The following is a 17,382-nucleotide window of genomic DNA, read 5'->3' as shown; positions in this document are numbered from 1 at the left end:
TGCAAACAACGAGGGTATCGTTGGGATTCCCCGCCGCCAGCCCGACAATGGCGGTTTCCTCACAATAAGCAAGCCGCGCGCCACGCGTGACGGCACGAGGACCTCCACATGAAATTGCACACCAAGACCTTTCTCGCGGGCCTGTTCCTGGCCGCCACCTCCCTCGCGTCCGCGCAGCAGCAGACGCTGCTCAACGTCTCCTACGACGTGGCGCGCGAGTTCTACAAGGACATCAACGCCGCCTTCGTGCCCTGGTACAAGGCCAAGACGGGCAAGGACGTGAAGATCGAGCAGTCGCACGCCGGCTCCAGCGCGCAGGCGCGCGCGGTGGCCGACGGCCTCGAGGCCGACGTCGTCACCATGAACACGACGACCGACGTCGAGTTCCTCGCCGAGAAGGGCGTCGTCGCCAAGGACTGGGCCAAGCGCTTCCCCGACAACGCCGCGCCCACCACGTCCACCATGCTGTTCCTGGTGCGCAACGGCAACCCGAAGGGCGTGAAGGACTGGGATGACCTGATCAAGCCCGGTGTGCAGGTCGTGGTGGTCAACCCCAAGACCGGCGGCAACGGCCGCTACGCCTACCTCGCGGCCTGGGGCTACATCAAGAAGAAGGGCGGCAGCGATGCGCAGGCCGCCGAATTCGTCGGCAAGCTGTACAAGAACGTCCCCGTGCTGGCGCGCGGCGGCCGTGACGCGACCACCGCCTTCCTGCAGCGGAACATCGGCGACGTCCTGGTCACGTTCGAGTCCGAGGTCGAGTCGGTCAACCAGGAATTCGGCGCGAACAAGGTCGACGTGGTGTACCCCTCGGTCAGCATCGTGGCCGAGAACCCGGTCGCCATCGTCGAGCGCACGGTGGCCAAGAAGGGCACGGCGGAACTCGCCAAGGCCTACCTCGACTTCCTGTACACGCCCGAGGGGCAGGAGATCGCGGCCAAGCGCTACATCCGTCCGCGCAGCGAGGCCATCCTGAAGAAGCATTCGGACAAGTTCAAGCCGGTCAAGCTGTTCACCGTGCAGGAGCTGTACGGCTCGCTCTCCGAAGCGCAGAAGGTGCACTTCAACGACGGCGGGCAGTTCGACAAGATCTACACGGTCAAGTAGCCCATGTCGGGCGGATCGATCGCGGTGCCGCTGCCGGTGAGCACCGCGCCCTCGCGCGGCGGCAGCAAGAAGGTGCTGCCCGGCTTCAACCTGACGCTCGGGTACACGCTGATGTACCTGGGCCTCATCGTGCTCATCCCGCTGTCGGCGCTGGTCTTCAAGACCTTCGCGCTTTCGGGGGCGCAGTTCTGGGACGCGGTGAGCTCGCCGCGCGTGGTCGCTTCGTACAAGCTCACGTTCGGCGCGTCGTTCATCGCCGCGGTCGTCAACGTCTTCTTCGGGCTGCTGCTGGCGTGGGTGCTGGTGCGCTACGACTTCTACGGCAAGCGCATCGTCGATGCCCTCGTCGACCTGCCGTTCGCGCTGCCGACGGCGGTGGCGGGCATCTCGCTCACGGCGCTGCTCGCCGGCAACGGCTGGATCGGCCAGTACCTCGAGCCGATGGGCATCAAGCTCGCGTTCAACCCCAACGGCGTGGTCATCGCGCTGATCTTCATCGGCCTGCCTTTCGTCGTCCGCACGGTGCAACCGGTGCTGGAGGACACGGAAAAGGAGCTGGAGGAGGCCGCGATGTCGCTGGGCGCGACGCGCTGGCAGACCTTCTACAAGGTAATCTTCCCCTCGATCGCGCCGGCGCTGCTCACGGGCTTCGCCATGGCCTTCGCCCGCGCCATCGGCGAGTACGGTTCGGTGATCTTCATCGCCGGCAACATGCCCATGGTCTCGGAGATCACGCCGCTGATCATCATCGGCAAGCTGGAGCAGTACGACTATGCGGGAGCGACGGCCGTGGCGGTCGTCATGCTCGTGATGTCCTTCGTCCTGCTGCTGGTCATCAACGCGCTTCAGGTGTGGCAGCGCAAGCGCGCGGGGGCGATCTGATGGACGTCACCCAGAAGCGCGTCGTCGCTACCGAGCCCGCATGGGTGCGCCGCCTGCTGATCGGCGTGGCGCTGGTCTTCGTCGTGCTGTTCCTCGTGCTGCCCCTGGCCGCCGTGGCCACCGAGGCCTTGCGCAAGGGCTTCGGCGCCTATCTCGAGGCCCTCAAGGAACCCGATGCTTGGTCGGCGATCCGCCTGACGCTCATCACGGCGGCCATCGCCGTGCCGCTCAACCTCGTGTTCGGCGTTGCCGCGGCGTGGTGCATCGCCAAGTACGAATTCAAGGGCAAGGCCTTCCTGACGACGCTGGTGGACCTGCCGTTCTCCGTGTCGCCGGTGGTCGCGGGGCTGATCTACGTGCTGGTCTTCGGGGCGCAGGGCTGGTTCGGCCCGTGGCTGGCCGAACACAACGTCAAGATCATCTTCGCCGTGCCCGGCATCGTGCTGGCCACCGTGTTCGTCACATTCCCCTTCATCGCCCGCGAACTGATCCCGCTGATGCAGGCGCAGGGCAACGAGGAGGAGCAGGCCGCCATCGTGCTCGGCGCGAACGGCTGGCAGACCTTCCGGCTCGTGACCCTGCCCAACATCAAGTGGGGCCTGATCTACGGCGTGATCCTGTGCAACGCGCGGGCCATGGGCGAGTTCGGCGCCGTGTCGGTGGTCTCCGGCCACATCCGCGGGCAGACCAACACCATGCCGCTGCACGTGGAAATCCTCTACAACGAGTACCAGTCGGTGGCCGCCTTCGCGGTGGCCTCGCTGCTGGCGCTGCTGGCGCTGGTCACGCTGGTGATCAAGTCGGTCGCCGAATGGCAGCACGAACGCGAAATGAAGGCCGCGGCGGAACTTCCGCCGGAACGGCCAGTCATGGCAAAGGAAGCCCCATGAGCATCGAAATCCGCAACGTCAGCAAGCGCTTCGGCGAGTTCCACGCCCTGCGCGACGTGTCGCTGGACATCCAGTCGGGCGAGCTGATCGCGCTGCTGGGGCCCTCGGGCTGCGGCAAGACCACGCTGCTGCGCATCATCGCGGGGCTGGAGACGGCCGATACGGGCTCGATCCTCTTCGCGGGCGAAGACACGACGGACGTCCACGTGCGCGAGCGCCAGGTGGGGTTCGTGTTCCAGCACTACGCGCTGTTCCGCCACATGACGGTCTTCGAGAACGTGGCTTTCGGGCTGCGCGTCAAGCCGCGCAAGCAGCGCCCCAGCGAAGCGCAGATCAAGCAGAAGGTGATGGACCTGCTCAAGCTGGTCCAGCTCGACTGGCTGGCCGACCGCTTCCCGCACCAGCTGTCGGGCGGGCAGCGCCAGCGCATCGCACTGGCCCGTGCGTTGGCCGTCGAGCCCAAGGTGCTGCTGCTCGACGAGCCCTTCGGCGCGCTGGATGCGAAGGTGCGCAAGGAACTGCGCCGCTGGCTGCGCCGCCTGCACGACGAACTGCACGTCACCAGCATCTTCGTGACGCACGACCAGGAAGAGGCGCTGGAAGTCGCCGACCGCGTGGTGCTGATGAACGCCGGCAAGGTGGAGCAGTGCGGCTCGCCGCAGGAGGTCTGGGACCACCCGGCCAGTCCCTTCGTCTACGGTTTCCTGGGCGACGTGAACCTGTTCCATGGCCGCGCGCACGAGGGCGAACTGGAATTCCAGGGCCTGCACTTCGATTCGCCCGAGCACGCCGGTGCCCAGAACGCCAAGGCATCGGCCTACGTCCGCCCGCACGACCTGGAAGTCCAGCGCTACACGCCCGGCGAAGGCGAAAAGCCGCGTGGCGTGGTCGTCAACCTCACCCGCGCCATCGTCGTCGGCCCCATCGCCCGGCTGGAGCTGGTGCCCGTGGACGAGCGCGACGGCACAAGCGATAACATCATCGAGGCGCAGATCCCCTCCGAGCAGTACCGCCAGATGGGCCTGAAGGAAGGGGAGACGCTGGTGGTGACGCCCAAGCGGGCACGCGTTTTCGTGGAAGGACAGGCTTGAACATCGTTTTCGACTGGCTGGACAACGCGCCGCGCCGCGTGCTCGCGGCCATCGCGTTCGTGTGCGTGGGATTGCTGGCCTTCGGCCTCTACCTGCAGCACGTGGTGGGGCTGGAGCCTTGCCCGATGTGCATCGTGCAGCGCTACGCGATGGTGATCGTGGCGCTCGTGGCCGGCGTCACTGCCGCGATCAAGTCGCGCGGTGCATGGGTTGCGGGCGGCCTGCTGGTGGCGGCTTCCAGCGGCTTCGGCGCTTTCGTCGCCGCGCGCCAGAGCTGGCTGCAGTGGTACCCGCCCGAGATCGCCTCGTGCGGCCGCGACTTCTACGGGATGATCGAGACCTTCCCGCTCAAGCGCGCGATCCCCATGATCTTCCGCGGCAGCGGCGACTGCACCAAGGTCGACTGGACCTTCCTCGGCCTGTCGATCGCCAATTGGTCCTTCCTTTGGTTCTGCGCGATCGCGCTGGTCGCGCTCGTGCTCGTTGCGCGCCAATTGCGCCGCCGCGGCGGCACGCCCCGGGCTTCATACGCCTGACGGGTAGGTCTCCGGCGCTTCCCGTGAATGCTGCTCGCCGCTATCCAGCGGCTGCAGGGCATTCGTCTCGTCGATGTGGACCATCGCGTCGAACTGCTCGAAGAGCGTCGTTTCGAAGTAGTGGCTCATGCGCTCGGTCTCGGGCCGGTAGATGACGCCGATGGCGCGCTGCAGGCGCCGCTGCATCGCCAGGCCGCGCACCGCTTCATTGCCGCGCAGGATCAGCACGGCGCGCTCGGCGCCGGCGCGGTGGAACAGGTCTTCCCAGCTGCCGTCCAGGCCGTCGCGCACGCGCTTGCGCTGCGCGGGCTCGTCCCAGTCGTCGGCCGCCGTCACCCAGCCGCGGTGCGTGGAGAAGCCGACGAGCACCGCGTCCGCGCCGTAGCGGTCGCGCGAGAGCTGGCCCAGGTTCCACTCGCCCATGTCGCCCATCTCGGTGGCGCTGGCGTCGCCCAGGTGCGAGTTGTGCGCCCACACGGCGATGCGCGGCGGCGCGCCGTTCGTCGCGGCGAGATGCCGGTCCAGCGCCTGCAGCGTCTCGGCCATGTGGCTGTCCCGCAGATTCCACGACGACACGCGGCCGCGGAACATGGTGCGGTAGTACTCCTCGGCGTTGTGCACCAGGCGCGCGTTCTGCTGCGCGTAGAACAGCTCGTCGCGCTCCAGGCCGCTGGCTGGCGAAACTTGCGCGGCTCGCCGGTTCATCTCGCGCAACTGCTGCACCACTTCGTCCTCGCAGGACGGCGCCGCGCCGTACGAGGCCGCGTAGCCGTAGGCCTGGCTGTCGCCCCTGGCGTGGTCGAAGCACGCGTAGCGCGCGCGGGCACGGCGCGCCTCCTCGGCGTCGTGCGCGTCCAGGTACTTCAGCACCTCCTGCATCGACGTGAACAGGCTGTACAGGTCCAGGCCGTAGAAACCCACGCGCTGCTGCTGCGGCCGCTTCGCGTTCCATTCGCGCAGCCACTCCACGAAGTCGCGCACCTCGGTGTTGCGCCACATCCACGACGGGAAGCGCTGGAAGCCGCGCAGTGCGGCTTCCGCGCCGCGGTCGTCGGAGACCCCGCGCACGTAGCGGTTCACGCGCCAGGCATCGGGCCAGTCGGCTTCGACGGCCACCGCCGTGAACGCCTTCTCCTCGATCAGGCGCTGCGTGATGCGGATGCGCTCGCGGTAGAACTCCCGGGTGCCGTGCGACGCTTCGCCCAGCAGGGCAAAGCGCGACCTGCCCACGAGCTGAAGCAGCGCATCGTGGTCGTGTGCGTCGCCGGGCAGTGGGTGGAGGTGCCGCCGCAGGTCCCCGGCCACGCGTTCGGTGTCGGTGGACGGGGACTGCCAGATCGCCATGGTGGGCCGCTCAGTGCGCGGGCTGCGCGTGTTCGCGCTCGGCCTGGGCGAGGAGGCGTTTGACCTCCTCGTCGGTGGACTGCGGGAAATCGCGGTACCACAGGCCCACGGCGCGGAAGGGCGCGGGCATCGCGGCGCAGACGACCTCGTCGGCCTCGCGCGCAAGCCGCTCGCAGGTTTCGCTCGCGCCGACCGGAACGGCGGCGACGAGCCAGTGCGGATTCAGTTTGCGGATGGCCGCGACCGCCGCGCGCATGGTGGCGCCGGTGGCCAGACCGTCATCGACCACGACCACCGTACGCCCTTCGATGGCGACCGGCGGGCGCAAGCCGCGGTAAAGGCTCTCGCGGCGCACGAGCTCCGCGCGCTCGCGCGCCACCACTTCCTGCACCTCGCGCGGGCTCACGCCGAATCCCGCATCCGCGTTCATCACCTGCACGCCGCCGCTGGCGATGGCACCCATCGCGTATTCCTCGTGGCCCGGGTGTCCGAGCTTGCGGACGATGAACACGTCGAGTTCGGCGTGCAGCGCGCGCGCCACTTCGTAGCCGACGGCGACGCCGCCGCGCGGCAGGGCCAGCACCAACAGGTCTTCGTGCCCTTGCAGGTGCGCGAGGCGCTCCGCCAGGACGCGGCCGGCCTCGCGCCGGTCGGCGAAAGGCAGGCGCGGGGCGCTCATGAAGCGGCCTCGTGCAAGCGCGCGAAATGCTTCGAGAACCATTGCGATGCGGCTTCCGACACGCGGTCCAGCGCCCCGTGTTCCTCGAACAGGTGCGTGGCGCCGGGAACGACCTGCAGTTCCTTGCGGCACTGCAGGCGTTCGTAGGCTTCCTGGTTGAGCCCGATGACACCGTGGTCGGCGCCGCCGACGATGAGCAGCGTCGGCGCCGTCACGGCTGTGAGGCAGGCGGGCCCCGCGAGGTCGGGCCGGCCGCCTCGCGAGACCACGGCGGCGATCCGGTTGCCCAGACGCGCGGCCGCGATCAGCGCCGCGGCGCTGCCGGTGCTGGCGCCGAAGTAGCCAATGGGCAGTGCCTTCGCCTCCGGCAGGGAACTCACCCAGGCCGTCGCCTCCTGCATGCGGCCGGTGAGCAGGGGGATGTCGAAGCGGTGCTCGCGCGTGTGCAGGTCGTGCTGCTCCTCGTCGGCGGTGAGCAGGTCGAAGAGCAGGGTGGCGATGCCCGCGTCCTGCAGACGGCGCGCCACTTGGCGGTTGCGCGAGCTGTGCCGGCCGCTGCCGCTGCCGTGCGCGAACAGCACGATGCCCGCCGCGTCGGCGGGCGCGACGAAATCCCCGTACAGCCAGGCAGGGCCGGCGGGGATGCGGACTTCGCGGGAAGCGGCGGGCTGGGCCATCGAGTCTCCAACTTAAGGTGGGGTCGCCACGCCCGTCTGTCGGACGCTGCGCCTTCCGTTGTAGGAGGCGCCGGGGCGGAATTCAACCCCGGGGCGGGCCTTTCAGCTCGATGGTGTTGCCTTCGGGGTCGCGCAGGTAGATGGAAGGGCCTTCGCCTTCGGCGCCGAAGCGCGAACCGGCCTCGCCGGCCTCGGCGCCGCAGGCGCGCAAATGGGCACGGATGGCCTGCTCGTCATAGGGCTCGATGCGCAGGCAGAAATGGTCGAGGTTGCGGCCCTCCGCGCCCGGAGCCGCGCCGCCGGCACGGCCGAGCTTGCCGTCCACCGGCACCAGGTCGATCAGCGAGGAGCCTGCGCGCACCTGGTACAGGCCGATGTCATCGCGCATGCGCTCTTCGGTGCAGCCGAGTACGTCCACGTAGAAGCGCAGCATGGGCTGAAGGTCCTTCACGCGCAGGACGATGTGGTCCAGGCCGTGGAGCGCGAACGGCGCCGCCATGTCAGGACAGCTTCTTGACGAACACCATGCTGCGCCGGTCCCAGTTGTACTTGCGCTTGCGCGCCTCGGGCAGCCAGTCGGCGTCCACCTGCACGAAGCCGCGCTTGAGGAACCAGTGCATGGTGCGCGTGGTGAGCACGAAGATGCTGTCCAGGCCCATGGAGCGGGCGCGCTGCTCGATGCGCTTGAGCACCTTCTCGCCGTCGCCCTGGCCCTGGCTTTGCGGCGACACGGTCAGCGCCGCCATCTCGCCGGTCTTCGCCTCGGGATACGGATAGAGCGCAGCGCACGCGAAGATCACGCCGTCGTGCTCGATGATCGTGTAGTTGGCGATGTCGCGCTCGATCTCCGTGCGGTCGCGCTTGACCAGCGTGCCGTCCTTCTCGAAGGGTTCGATCAGCTGCAGAATCCCGCCCACGTCGTCGGCCGTGGCCTCGCGCAGCTCTTCCAGCTTCTCGTCCACCACCATCGTGCCGATGCCGTCGTGCACGTACACCTCGAGCAGGATGGAGCCGTCCACCGCGAAGGGGATGATGTGGCTGCGATCCACGCCGGACTTGCAGGCCTTCACGCAGTGCTGCAGGTAGAAGGCGGTGTCGCTGGGCTGCTGCGGGCTGGGCAGTGACGCCAGCAGCTGTTCCGCCGCGGCCAGCGGCAGCTCGGTGTCGATGGGGTTGTCCTCGGACTCGGGCTCCAGCGGCTTGACGCGGATGCCGGGGATCTCCGTGAGGAACACCAGCTTGTCGGCCTGCAATGCGATGGCCACGCTGGTGGCGACCTCTTCCATCGTCAGGTTGAAGGCCTCGCCGGTCAGCGAGAAGCCGAAGGGCGAGATCAGCACCATCGCGCCGTGGTCCAGCGAGCGCGTGATGCCGCCCACGTCCACCTTGCGCACCAGGCCCGAGTGCTGGAAGTCCACGCCGTCGACGATGCCCACCGGCCGCGCCGTGATGAAGTTGCCCGAGATCACGCGCACGCGCGAGCCGGCCATGGGCGTGTTGGGCAGGCCCATGCTGAAGGCGGCCTCGATCTCGTAGCGCAATTGCCCGGCCGCTTCCTGCGCCGAATCGAGCGCGACTTCGTCGGTGATCCGCATGCCGTGCGAATACTTCGCCGCATGGCCTTTGGCCTTGAGCTGCTCGTTGACCTGCGGGCGGAAGCCGTGCACCAGCACAACCTTCACGCCCATGCTCTGGATCAGCGCGAGGTCCTGCGCGATGTTCTGCAGCTTGCCCGCCGCGATGGCCTCGCCCGCGATCGCCACCACGAAGGTGCTGCCGCGGTGCATGTGGATGTACGGCGCGACCGAGCGGAACCAGGGCACGAAGGTGAAATTGAAGATCGCGGACATGTCGCGGGAAAGTGTACGGCATGCCCCGCGTAGCCCCCGTTGCGCCGCTGCTGGCGCACCGTTATGGTGATCGCATGCAACTGCTGGTGGCAGCCTTCTGGGGCGCGTTCTTCGGCACCGCCGCACTCATGCTGGCCGGCGCCCTCACGGCATACCTCGCCGAGCTGCGGCGTGTCGCGTGGATCGCGGCGTCCGCGACGGTCACCGTCTGCCTGTTCGCCCTGAGCTACCTGGGGCTGGTCCCCCTGGAAAGCGAAGCGGCGCGCGTGCGCCTGGACGCCAACGTGTTCGCGCTGTGCGCCGCCTTGCTCGGGCACCTGGTGCTGGCCATGATCGGGCACATGCGCGAGCCCGCCGCGGCGCGCCGGTGGCGCACGGTGCTGTACGGCTCGGCCTTGTCCGTGGCGGCCATCGGCTGGCTGCTGCCGGCCTGGCAGGCCTTCGCTCTGAGCACCCTCGAAGGGTTCACCATCGGCGCCATTGGGCTCGTGCTGTGCATCGACCGCGCGCGGCACGGCGACCGCCTCGCGGGCCTGGCCATCGCCGGGGTCGTCTCCGTGGTCGGCGCCGCGACCGGGTTGACCTGGATCGTGGTGCAGGGCGATGCGCCGTGGCCGGTGCATGCGCTGAGCGCCGTCGGCGGCATGGCCTACCTGTCGGTGATCGCCGTGGTCCTGTGGCAGCGCTTCTCGTACCTCATCGAGCTGCGCGAAGTCATGTTGCACGGCGCGGCGTACGACCCCATCACCCGGATGCGCACCCATTCGGAGACCGGCCAGATGGTGGGCATCGCGTTCTTCGAGCAGATGCACGAGGGCAAGCTGGCGGGCGTCGTCGCTGTGTCCATCGGCAACCTGCTGGCGATCGAGAAGCTGCATGGCCGCGCCGCCGTGAACCACGGCCTGTTCGTCTCGGCGGGGCGCTTGCGCCGTGCCTTGCAGGGCGGCGTGGAGGCGGGCCGGCTCGGCGAGGACGGCTTCCTGGTGCTGGTGCGCGACGTCGACGACGTGGCGATGCTGGCGGAGCTGGGCCACGAGATCGTGCGGCGCCTGTCGCGGCCCGTGGCGCTGAGCACCAGCCCGGGCGAGCTGGAGGCCGGGCAGGCGAACTGGGTGGCCCAGGTGGGCGTGGGCATCGTCGTCGCCGCGGCGGACGAGCGCCCCTCGGCCGCGATCGCGCGGGCACGCGCGATGTCGCGGGCCGCGCTGGGTTTTCCCAGCCGGGTCGCGTGGGAAGACGACAGCGGCCATGTGGCGGAGGCGCCCCTGGCGGCGTCCGCTTGAGATAATCGAGGGCTTTCCACGCCCCCGCCTTGCCCGATTTCCGCATCACCTTTCCCGACCAGCTGCCCGTCAGCGGCAAGCGCGACGAGATCGCCGCCGCGATCGAGGCCAACCAGGTGGTCATCGTCTGCGGCGAAACGGGCTCGGGCAAGACGACGCAGCTGCCCAAGATCGCGCTGGCGATGGGCCGCGCCGCCAAGGGCAAGCTGATCGGCCACACGCAGCCGCGCCGCATCGCGGCCTCCAGCGTGGCCAAGCGCATCGCCGAGGAACTGCAGACGCCGCTGGGCGAGGTGGTCGGCTACAAGGTGCGCTTCCAGGATCGCCTTTCGCGCGGCGCGTCGGTGAAGCTGATGACCGACGGCATCCTGCTGGCGGAAACGCAGACCGACCCGCTGCTCAAGGCCTACGACACGATCATCATCGACGAGGCCCACGAACGCAGCCTCAACATCGACTTCCTCCTGGGCTACCTGCGCGAGATCCTCGCGCGGCGGCCCGAGCTGAAGGTCATCGTCACCTCGGCCACGATCGATGCCGAGCGCTTCGCGGAGCACTTCGCGTCGGCGAAGGGGCCGGCGCCCGTCATCTACGTGTCGGGCCGCACCTTCCCGGTGGAGGTGCGCTGGAAGCCCTTCGAGGAATCGCGCGATTACGGCCTCGAGGACGCCATCGCCGACGCCGTCGACGAGCTGTGGACCGGCCGCGAGGGCGGCGACATCCTGGTGTTCCTGCCGGGCGAGCGCGAAATCCGCGAGGCCGCCGATCACCTGCGCAAGCACCTGTCGCACAGCCCGCTGACGCGCGGCGCGGAGGTGATCCCGCTCTTCGCGCGCCTGTCGCAGCAGGAGCAGGACCGCGTGTTCGAGGCGCACCACGCGCGGCGGATCGTGCTGGCCACCAACGTCGCCGAAACGTCGCTCACGGTCCCGGGCATTCGCTTCGTGGTCGATGCCGGCACGGCGCGCGTCAAGCGGTACAGCTTCCGCAGCAAGGTGGAGCAGCTGCTGGTGGAGCCCATCAGCCAGGCGGCGGCCAACCAGCGAGCGGGCCGCTGCGGCCGCGTGGCCAACGGCACCTGCATCCGCCTGTACGACGAGAAGGACTTCACCGGCCGGCCGCGCTTCACCGACCCCGAGATCCTGCGCTCGTCGCTGGCGGGCGTGATCCTGCGCATGAAGTCGCTGCACCTGGGCTCGGTCGAGGACTTCCCCTTCATCGAGCGGCCCTCCAGCCGGGCCATCGCGGACGGCTACCAGCTGCTCAACGAGCTGGGCGCGGTGGACGATGCGAACGAACTCACGCCCATGGGCGCCGAGCTGGCACGCCTGCCGCTCGACCCTCGCGTGGCCCGCATGATCGTCGAGGCCCGCGAACGCGGCGCGCTCGACGAAGTGCTGGTGATCGCCTCGGCCCTGTCGGTGCAGGACGTGCGCGACCGCCCGCTGGAGCTGCAGGCGCAGGCCGACCAGCAGCACGCCAAGTTCGACGACGAGAAGAGCGAGTTCTCGGGCTACCTCAAGCTGTGGCAATGGCTCGACGAAGCGCGCGGCGGCCATGGCAAGGATCACCGGCTGTCGAACCGGCAGTACGAGCAGCTGCTGCGCCAGAACTTCGTCAACGTGCGGCGCGTGCGCGAGTGGCGCGACATCCATTCGCAGCTGCACACGGTGGTGGCCGAGCACAAGTGGCGCATCAACACCGCGCCGGCGAGCTACGACGACCTGCACAAGGCCATGCTCGCGGGCCTGCTGGGCAACATCGGCATCAAGGTCGAGGACGACGGCGCTGCACGGCCCGGCGGCGGGGAGTACCTCGGCGCGCGCGGCATCAAGTTCTTCCCGCACCCCGGCGCGCACTTGAAGAAGCGCCCGGGGCGCTGGATCGTCTGCGCCGAACTCGTGGAGACGACGCGCCTGTTCGGCCGTGGCATCGCCAACATCGACCCCATCTGGGTCGAACAGGTGGCGGGGCACCTGCTCAAGAAGCAGCTGCTGGACCCGCACTGGGAGAAGAAGGCGGGCGAGGTGATGGCCGCCGAGCGCGCCACGTTGTATGGCCTGGTGATCTACAGCGGCCGGCGCGTGCCGTTCGCCCGGGTGGACATGCACGGCGCGCGCGACATCTTCATCCGCGAGGCGCTGGTGGCGGGCCAGTGGGAAACGAAGCTGCCTTTCCTGGCTGCCAACCAGAAGCTGGTGCGCCAGGTGGAGGAGATCGAGCACAAGTCGCGCCGGCAGGACGTGCTGGTCGACGAGGAACTGATCTACGCCTTCTACGACAAGTTCATCCCGCGCGACGTCTTCGGCGCCGCGAGCTTCGAGCGCTGGTACCGCGACGCGAGCCGGGGCAACCCGGGCCTGCTGAAGCTCTCGCGCGACGAGCTGATGCGGCACGAGGCGGCCGGGATCACGACCGACGCCTTCCCGAAGATCGTGCGGATGGGCGGCGTGGATTGCGCGGCAACCTACCTGCATGAGCCCGGCGATCCGCGCGACGGCCTGACGGTGACCGTGCTGCTGTTCGTCCTGAACCAGGTGAGCGAGGAGCGCGCCGAGTGGCTCGTGCCGGGCATGCTGAAGGACAAGGTGCAGGCGCTGCTGAAAAGCCTGCCGCAGAAACCGCGCTCGCGTTTCGTGCCGCTGCCCGAATCGGCGGCGCGCATCGCCGGTGAGCTCGCGCAGCCCGAACGCTTCGCGAGCGGCTCGCTGACCGACGCGATGCTGAAGATCGTGCGCAGCGAGACCAGCCTGGACGTCAAGCGCGCCGACTTCAAGCTGGACATGGTGCCCGCGCACCTGTTCATGAACTTCCGCATCGTCGACGAGCATGGCCGGCAGCTGGGGATGGGCCGCAACCTCGGTGCGCTGAAGGCCGAACTCGGCGCCAAGGCACGCGGCGCGTTCCAGGCGCTGGCGGGGCTGGCGGTGACGACGAAGGCGGAAGGCGGCGAAGGCCCTGCGGACAAGGCGGTCGTCGCGGTGCCCAGGGGCGAAGTGCGCGAACAGGCGGCCGACCAGAGCTACACCGCGTGGACCTTCGGCGAGCTGCCCGAGCTGATGGAGATCCGCAAGGGCGGCACCAGCCTGGTGGGCTTCCCGGCGCTCATCGACCGCAAGGACGCGGTCACCCTCGAAGTCTTCGACGAACCCGAGGTCGCCGCCGCGAAACATCGCGCCGGCCTGCGGCGCCTGTTCGCGCTGCAGTTGAAGGACGCGCTCAAGTACCTGGAGAAGAACATCCCCGACCTGCAGCGCATGGCCGTGGCCTTCATGCCGCTGGGCACGCAGGAGGAGCTGCGCGACCAGGTCATCGAAGTCGCGCTGGACCGGGCCTTCCTGATGGACCCGCTGCCGGCGAACGAGGCCCAGTTCAAGCGCCGCCTGGAAGAAGGCCGCACGCGCCTGAACCTGATCGCAAGCGAAGTGGCCCGCCTGGCGTTCGCGATCCTCGTCGAGTACCAGACCGCGCTGCGCAAGATCAAGGATACGAAGGGGCAGCCCGAGGCCACGGCCGATGCGACGCAGCAACTGCAGCGCCTCGTGCCCAGGCGTTTCCTCGCGGCCACGCCCTGGGCGCAGCTGCAGCACTTCGCGCGCTACCTGAAGGCGATCACGATGCGCCTGGACAAGCTGCGCGGCGACCCCGCGCGCGACGCGTCACGGATGGCGGAAGTGAAGGCCCAGGAGCAGCGGTTCTGGCGCCTGGTGGCCGACCGCAAGGGCGCGATGGACGCGCGCATGGAGGAATTCCGCTGGCTCCTGGAGGAGCTGCGGGTGAGTTTCTTCGCCCAGGAGCTGCGCACCCCGCAGCCCGTGAGCGTGAAGCGGCTCCAGAAGGTCTGGGGCCAGCTGACGAACTGACGGCTTAGAGCCTGCCCATCAGCATCAGGATCAGCACGATCAGCAGCACGAGACCGAGGCCGCCCGACGGCGCATAGCCCCAGCCGCGGCTGTGCGGCCACGTGGGCAGCGCGCCGACCAGCAGCAGGATCAGGACGATCAGGAGCAGCAGCGACATGGACATGAGGTTCTCCCTTGTGTTCGGTATCGGCCCATGCTCCCACCGCCGGCGCGTGTGGCACGACAGTGCGCACCTGAGTTCGCGGTCAGGTGGCTCCTACCCGCGTGTGGGATAGCTTACGTTTGCACCCCGCTACTTTGTTCTTCGGTACAAGGCCGTATGGGGCGTTGCCGAAGCGCCATGCTCTACTGCAGCATGGACCGACGCAGTTTCATCGAGTCTTGTACCGCGGGGGCCGCGTGCCTGTCGTTTCCCCTCGGTGGCATCGCGGGCGATGCCCACCCGCGCGAGTACCAGCGCGCCGTGCTCGTGGACGAGCACGGGCAGCCGATCAAGGCCTCGAAGCTCACGCCGCTGACCAACTACGTCTTCCACTATCCCTTCGTCGCCACGCCCGTGTTCCTCATCGACCTGGGCAAGGCGGTGGCGCCGCACGTCGTGAGCACCAAGGATCGCGGCGCCTACCAATGGCCCGGGGGCGTCGGAGCGCGGAAGAGCATCGTGGCCTACTCGGCCATCTGCGCGCACAAGTTGGTCTACCCGACCAAGGACGTGAGCTTCATCAGCTTCCGCAAGACGCGCGCGCAGAAGGGCGTGCAGGACGAATTGATCCACTGCTGCGCCGAACACAGCCAGTACGACCCCGCGCGTGGCGCGCAGGTGCTCTCGGGCCCGGCCCCGCAGCCGCTGGCCACGGTGCTGCTCGCGTACGACGCGAAGCACGACACGCTCACGGCCCACGGCACGCTGGGCAACGAGGTCTTCGACGAGTTCTTCCGCAAGTACGAAGCCAAACTGAGCCTCGACGTGGGGCCGAAGGCCCACGAGCGAGTGACGCAGGCGACGGTGACGGAGTTGAGCCGCTTCTGCCGCAACTCGATCCAGTGCTGACGGCTTAGAGCTTCGCCAGCCGCCCCAGCGCGGTGTTCAGGGTCTCTTCCTTCTTCGCGAAGCAAAAGCGCACCACCCTCTGGTCGAAGCCGTTGCCATAGAAGGCCGACAGCGGGATGGCCGCGACGCCGATCTCGCTCGTGAGCCACTTGCAGAAGTCTTCTTCCTTCAGGTCGCTGACCTTCGAGATGTCCACGCACTGGAAATAGCTGCCTTCGCTCGGCAGGATCCGGAAGCGCGTCTTCTTCAGGCCTTCACGGAACACGTCGCGCTTGCGCTGGTAGAAGGCCGGCAGCTGAAGGTAGGGCTGCGGGTCGGCCATGTACGACGCCAGGCCGTGCTGCACCGGCGTGTTCACGGTGAAGACGTTGAACTGGTGGACCTTGCGGAATTCGGTGGTGAGTGCGCGCGGCGCCGCGACGTAACCGACCTTCCAGCCCGTCACGTGATACGTCTTGCCGAAGCTCGAGACGATGAAGGCTCGTGCCGCAAGCCCCGGGAAGCGCGCCGCGCTCTGGTGCTGCTCGCCGTCGAACACCATGTGTTCGTAAACCTCGTCGCTGATCAGGAAGATGTCCGTGGGCGCGAGCAGTTCCTCGAGCTGCCGCATCTCGGCGGCGGTCCACACGGTGGCGCTCGGGTTGTGCGGGCTGTTGACCAGGATGGCGCGCGTGCGCGGCGTGATGGCCGCCGAGATCTTCGCGAAGTCGGGCCGGAAGGTGCCCGGCGTGAGCGGCACGCGCACCACGGTGCCGCCGGCCAGCTCGATGTTGGGCACGTAGCTGTCGTAGCAGGGCTCCAGCACGATGACCTCGTCGCCGGGGCGCACGATGGCCAGCACCGCGGTGATGATGGCTTGCGTCGCGCCGGCCGTGATCGTGACTTCATCGCCCGGGTCGTACGTGTGGCCGTACATCGTTTCGATCTTCGCGGCGACGGCGGCGCGCAGCTGCGGGATGCCGGCCATCGGCGGGTACTGGTTCAGCCCGTGGGACATCGCATCGGTGACTGCCTGCACCAGCTTCGGGTCGCAGTCGAAATCGGGAAAGCCTTGCCCGAGGTTCACCGCGCCCTTTTCGGCGGCGAGGGCCGACATGACGGTGAAGATCGTCGTGCCGACGGCGGGCAGCTTGGTCTGCAGGGGCGGGGTGCGTTCAGATCCCATAGTCGTTGGAATGGCCGCTCATGGCCTTGGCGATCAGGTTGCGGTCGAGGCGGTCGGACAGCAGCTCGGCGAACTTGAAGACGAAGTTGCGCAGGTACGCGCCGCGCTTGAAGGCGACGCGCGCGACGTTCTGCCCGAAGATCGCGCCGAGGGGGCGCACGACCAGGTCGCCCTTGTCGTCGCCCTGCATGGACATCTCGGCGACGATGCCGATACCCAGGCCCAGGCGCACGTAGGTCTTGATCACGTCCGAGTCGATGGCCTCCAGCGCGATGCGCGGCTCCAGCTTCTTGTGCGCGAACGCGGTGTCGATGCGCGTGCGGCCGGTGAACGAGGGGTGGTAGGTGATGATGGGCTCGGCCGCGATGTCCTCGAGCGAGATGCGTTCCTTCTTCGCGAGCGGGTGGCCTTGCGGCAGCACCAGCACGTGCTGCCACTCGTAGCAGGGCAGCGTGACGAGCTCCTGGTAGTCCGAGAGCGATTCGGTCGCGATGCCGATCTCGGCGACCTCGTCGATGATGTAGCGCGCCACCTGGTCGGGCGAGCCCTGGTGCAGCGTGACGTTGACCTTGGGATAGGCCTCTCGCAGTTTGGCCACGGGCACGGGCAGCACGTAACGCGCCTGCGTGTGCGTGGTGGCGATCGACAGCGTGCCGCTGTCCTGGGCGCTGAACTGCTCGCCGATGCGCTTGAGGTTGCCGACCTCGCGCATGATCAGCTCGATGCTCTTGAGGACGTGCTGCCCGGGCTCGGTCACGCGCTTCAGGCGCTTGCCGTGACGGGCGAAGATTTCCACGCCCAGCTCTTCTTCCAGCTCGATGATCGCCTTGGAGACCCCGGGCTGCGAGGTGTGCAGGGCCTTGGCGGCCTCGGTCAGGTTGAGGTTGCGCCGGACCGCCTCCTGCACGAAACGGAACTGGTGAAGGTTCATGCCAAATTTCTTCTAAGGAAGAAATTCATTATG

At 68.3% G+C, this 17,382-nt stretch carries 16 protein-coding genes; 8 read left to right on the top strand and 8 right to left on the bottom strand.

The genetic code is table 11. The features are described 5' to 3' along the window. Positions 1-108: 108 nt before the first annotated feature. From WG903_RS13720 to WG903_RS13700, 5 genes are read left to right on the top strand one after another with little or no spacing between them, the layout of a single operon-like run. Positions 109-1,107 carry a sulfate ABC transporter substrate-binding protein gene (locus tag WG903_RS13720; RefSeq protein ID WP_340076277.1) on the top strand — a complete coding sequence of 333 codons (999 nt, stop codon included), beginning with the start codon at positions 109-111 and terminating at the stop codon, positions 1,105-1,107. 3 nt (positions 1,108-1,110) lie between these two features. Then, positions 1,111-1,989, top strand: coding sequence for a sulfate ABC transporter permease subunit CysT (gene cysT, locus WG903_RS13715; RefSeq protein WP_340076274.1), 879 nt, complete (start codon positions 1,111-1,113; stop codon positions 1,987-1,989). Then, positions 1,989-2,879 (top strand): sulfate ABC transporter permease subunit CysW, encoded by an 891-nt coding sequence (cysW, locus tag WG903_RS13710; protein WP_340076272.1) that lies wholly within the window; start codon positions 1,989-1,991, stop codon positions 2,877-2,879. Before cysT ends, cysW begins: the two co-directional genes overlap by 1 nt. Next, complete coding sequence (locus tag WG903_RS13705) at positions 2,876-3,970, top strand: sulfate/molybdate ABC transporter ATP-binding protein (protein ID WP_340076270.1); 1,095 nt, start codon at positions 2,876-2,878, stop codon at positions 3,968-3,970. Before cysW ends, WG903_RS13705 begins: the two co-directional genes overlap by 4 nt. A 2-nt stretch (positions 3,971-3,972) precedes the next feature. Beyond that, positions 3,973-4,506 (top strand): disulfide bond formation protein B, encoded by a 534-nt coding sequence (locus WG903_RS13700; protein WP_340078245.1) that lies wholly within the window; start codon positions 3,973-3,975, stop codon positions 4,504-4,506. On the opposite strand, the gene WG903_RS13695 is transcribed toward WG903_RS13700, so the two are convergent. The 5 genes from WG903_RS13695 to argA all read right to left on the bottom strand — a co-directional run bounded on the left by WG903_RS13695 (position 4,495) and on the right by argA (position 9,056). Next, positions 4,495-5,850: an erythromycin esterase family protein gene (locus tag WG903_RS13695; RefSeq protein ID WP_340076268.1), complete on the bottom strand. Its 1,356-nt coding sequence runs from the start codon at positions 5,848-5,850 to the stop codon at positions 4,495-4,497. The two genes, WG903_RS13700 and WG903_RS13695, sit on opposite strands and share 12 nt — an antisense overlap. Before the next feature lie 10 nt (positions 5,851-5,860). Continuing rightward, entirely contained in the window at positions 5,861-6,529 is a 669-nt protein-coding gene (locus WG903_RS13690; protein WP_340076266.1) for a phosphoribosyltransferase, read from the bottom strand. Beyond that, positions 6,526-7,206 carry a dienelactone hydrolase family protein gene (locus WG903_RS13685; protein WP_340076264.1) on the bottom strand — a complete coding sequence of 227 codons (681 nt, stop codon included), beginning with the start codon at positions 7,204-7,206 and terminating at the stop codon, positions 6,526-6,528. Before WG903_RS13685 ends, WG903_RS13690 begins: the two co-directional genes overlap by 4 nt. Before the next feature lie 82 nt (positions 7,207-7,288). Further along, positions 7,289-7,705, bottom strand: coding sequence for a VOC family protein (locus WG903_RS13680; RefSeq protein WP_340076262.1), 417 nt, complete (start codon positions 7,703-7,705; stop codon positions 7,289-7,291). A 1-nt stretch (position 7,706) separates the two neighbouring features. Continuing rightward, complete coding sequence (gene argA / locus WG903_RS13675) at positions 7,707-9,056, bottom strand: amino-acid N-acetyltransferase (RefSeq protein ID WP_340076260.1); 1,350 nt, start codon at positions 9,054-9,056, stop codon at positions 7,707-7,709. A 74-nt stretch (positions 9,057-9,130) separates the two neighbouring features. Between argA and WG903_RS13670 the strand changes: the two genes are divergently transcribed. Both WG903_RS13670 and hrpA read left to right on the top strand, forming a co-directional pair. Continuing rightward, positions 9,131-10,339, top strand: coding sequence for a diguanylate cyclase domain-containing protein (locus tag WG903_RS13670; protein WP_340076257.1), 1,209 nt, complete (start codon positions 9,131-9,133; stop codon positions 10,337-10,339). 29 nt (positions 10,340-10,368) lie between these two features. Next, positions 10,369-14,202 (top strand): ATP-dependent RNA helicase HrpA, encoded by a 3,834-nt coding sequence (gene hrpA, locus WG903_RS13665; RefSeq protein ID WP_340076254.1) that lies wholly within the window; start codon positions 10,369-10,371, stop codon positions 14,200-14,202. A gap of 4 nt (positions 14,203-14,206) precedes the next feature. On the opposite strand, the gene WG903_RS13660 is transcribed toward hrpA, so the two are convergent. Then, positions 14,207-14,365 carry a DUF3309 family protein gene (locus tag WG903_RS13660; protein WP_340076252.1) on the bottom strand — a complete coding sequence of 53 codons (159 nt, stop codon included), beginning with the start codon at positions 14,363-14,365 and terminating at the stop codon, positions 14,207-14,209. Between the two features lie 192 nt (positions 14,366-14,557). On the opposite strand from WG903_RS13660, the gene WG903_RS13655 reads away from it, so the two are divergent. Beyond that, entirely contained in the window at positions 14,558-15,253 is a 696-nt protein-coding gene (locus tag WG903_RS13655; RefSeq protein WP_340076250.1) for a (2Fe-2S)-binding protein, read from the top strand. A gap of 4 nt (positions 15,254-15,257) precedes the next feature. Here the strand turns inward: WG903_RS13655 and WG903_RS13650 are convergent, their stop codons facing one another. Continuing rightward, entirely contained in the window at positions 15,258-16,418 is a 1,161-nt protein-coding gene (locus WG903_RS13650) for a pyridoxal phosphate-dependent aminotransferase (protein ID WP_340076248.1), read from the bottom strand. After that, positions 16,408-17,349 (bottom strand): CysB family HTH-type transcriptional regulator, encoded by a 942-nt coding sequence (locus tag WG903_RS13645; RefSeq protein WP_340076246.1) that lies wholly within the window; start codon positions 17,347-17,349, stop codon positions 16,408-16,410. The genes WG903_RS13650 and WG903_RS13645 overlap by 11 nt, the downstream gene beginning before the upstream one ends. Between the last annotated feature and the right edge of the window lie 33 nt (positions 17,350-17,382).

It is taken from the genome of Ramlibacter sp. PS4R-6, assembly GCF_037572775.1.
In the GTDB taxonomy this organism is placed as follows: domain Bacteria; phylum Pseudomonadota; class Gammaproteobacteria; order Burkholderiales; family Burkholderiaceae_C; genus Ramlibacter.
The sequence above is the reverse complement of the archived record's forward strand: the minus strand, read 5'-3'. Positions and strand labels throughout refer to the sequence as shown.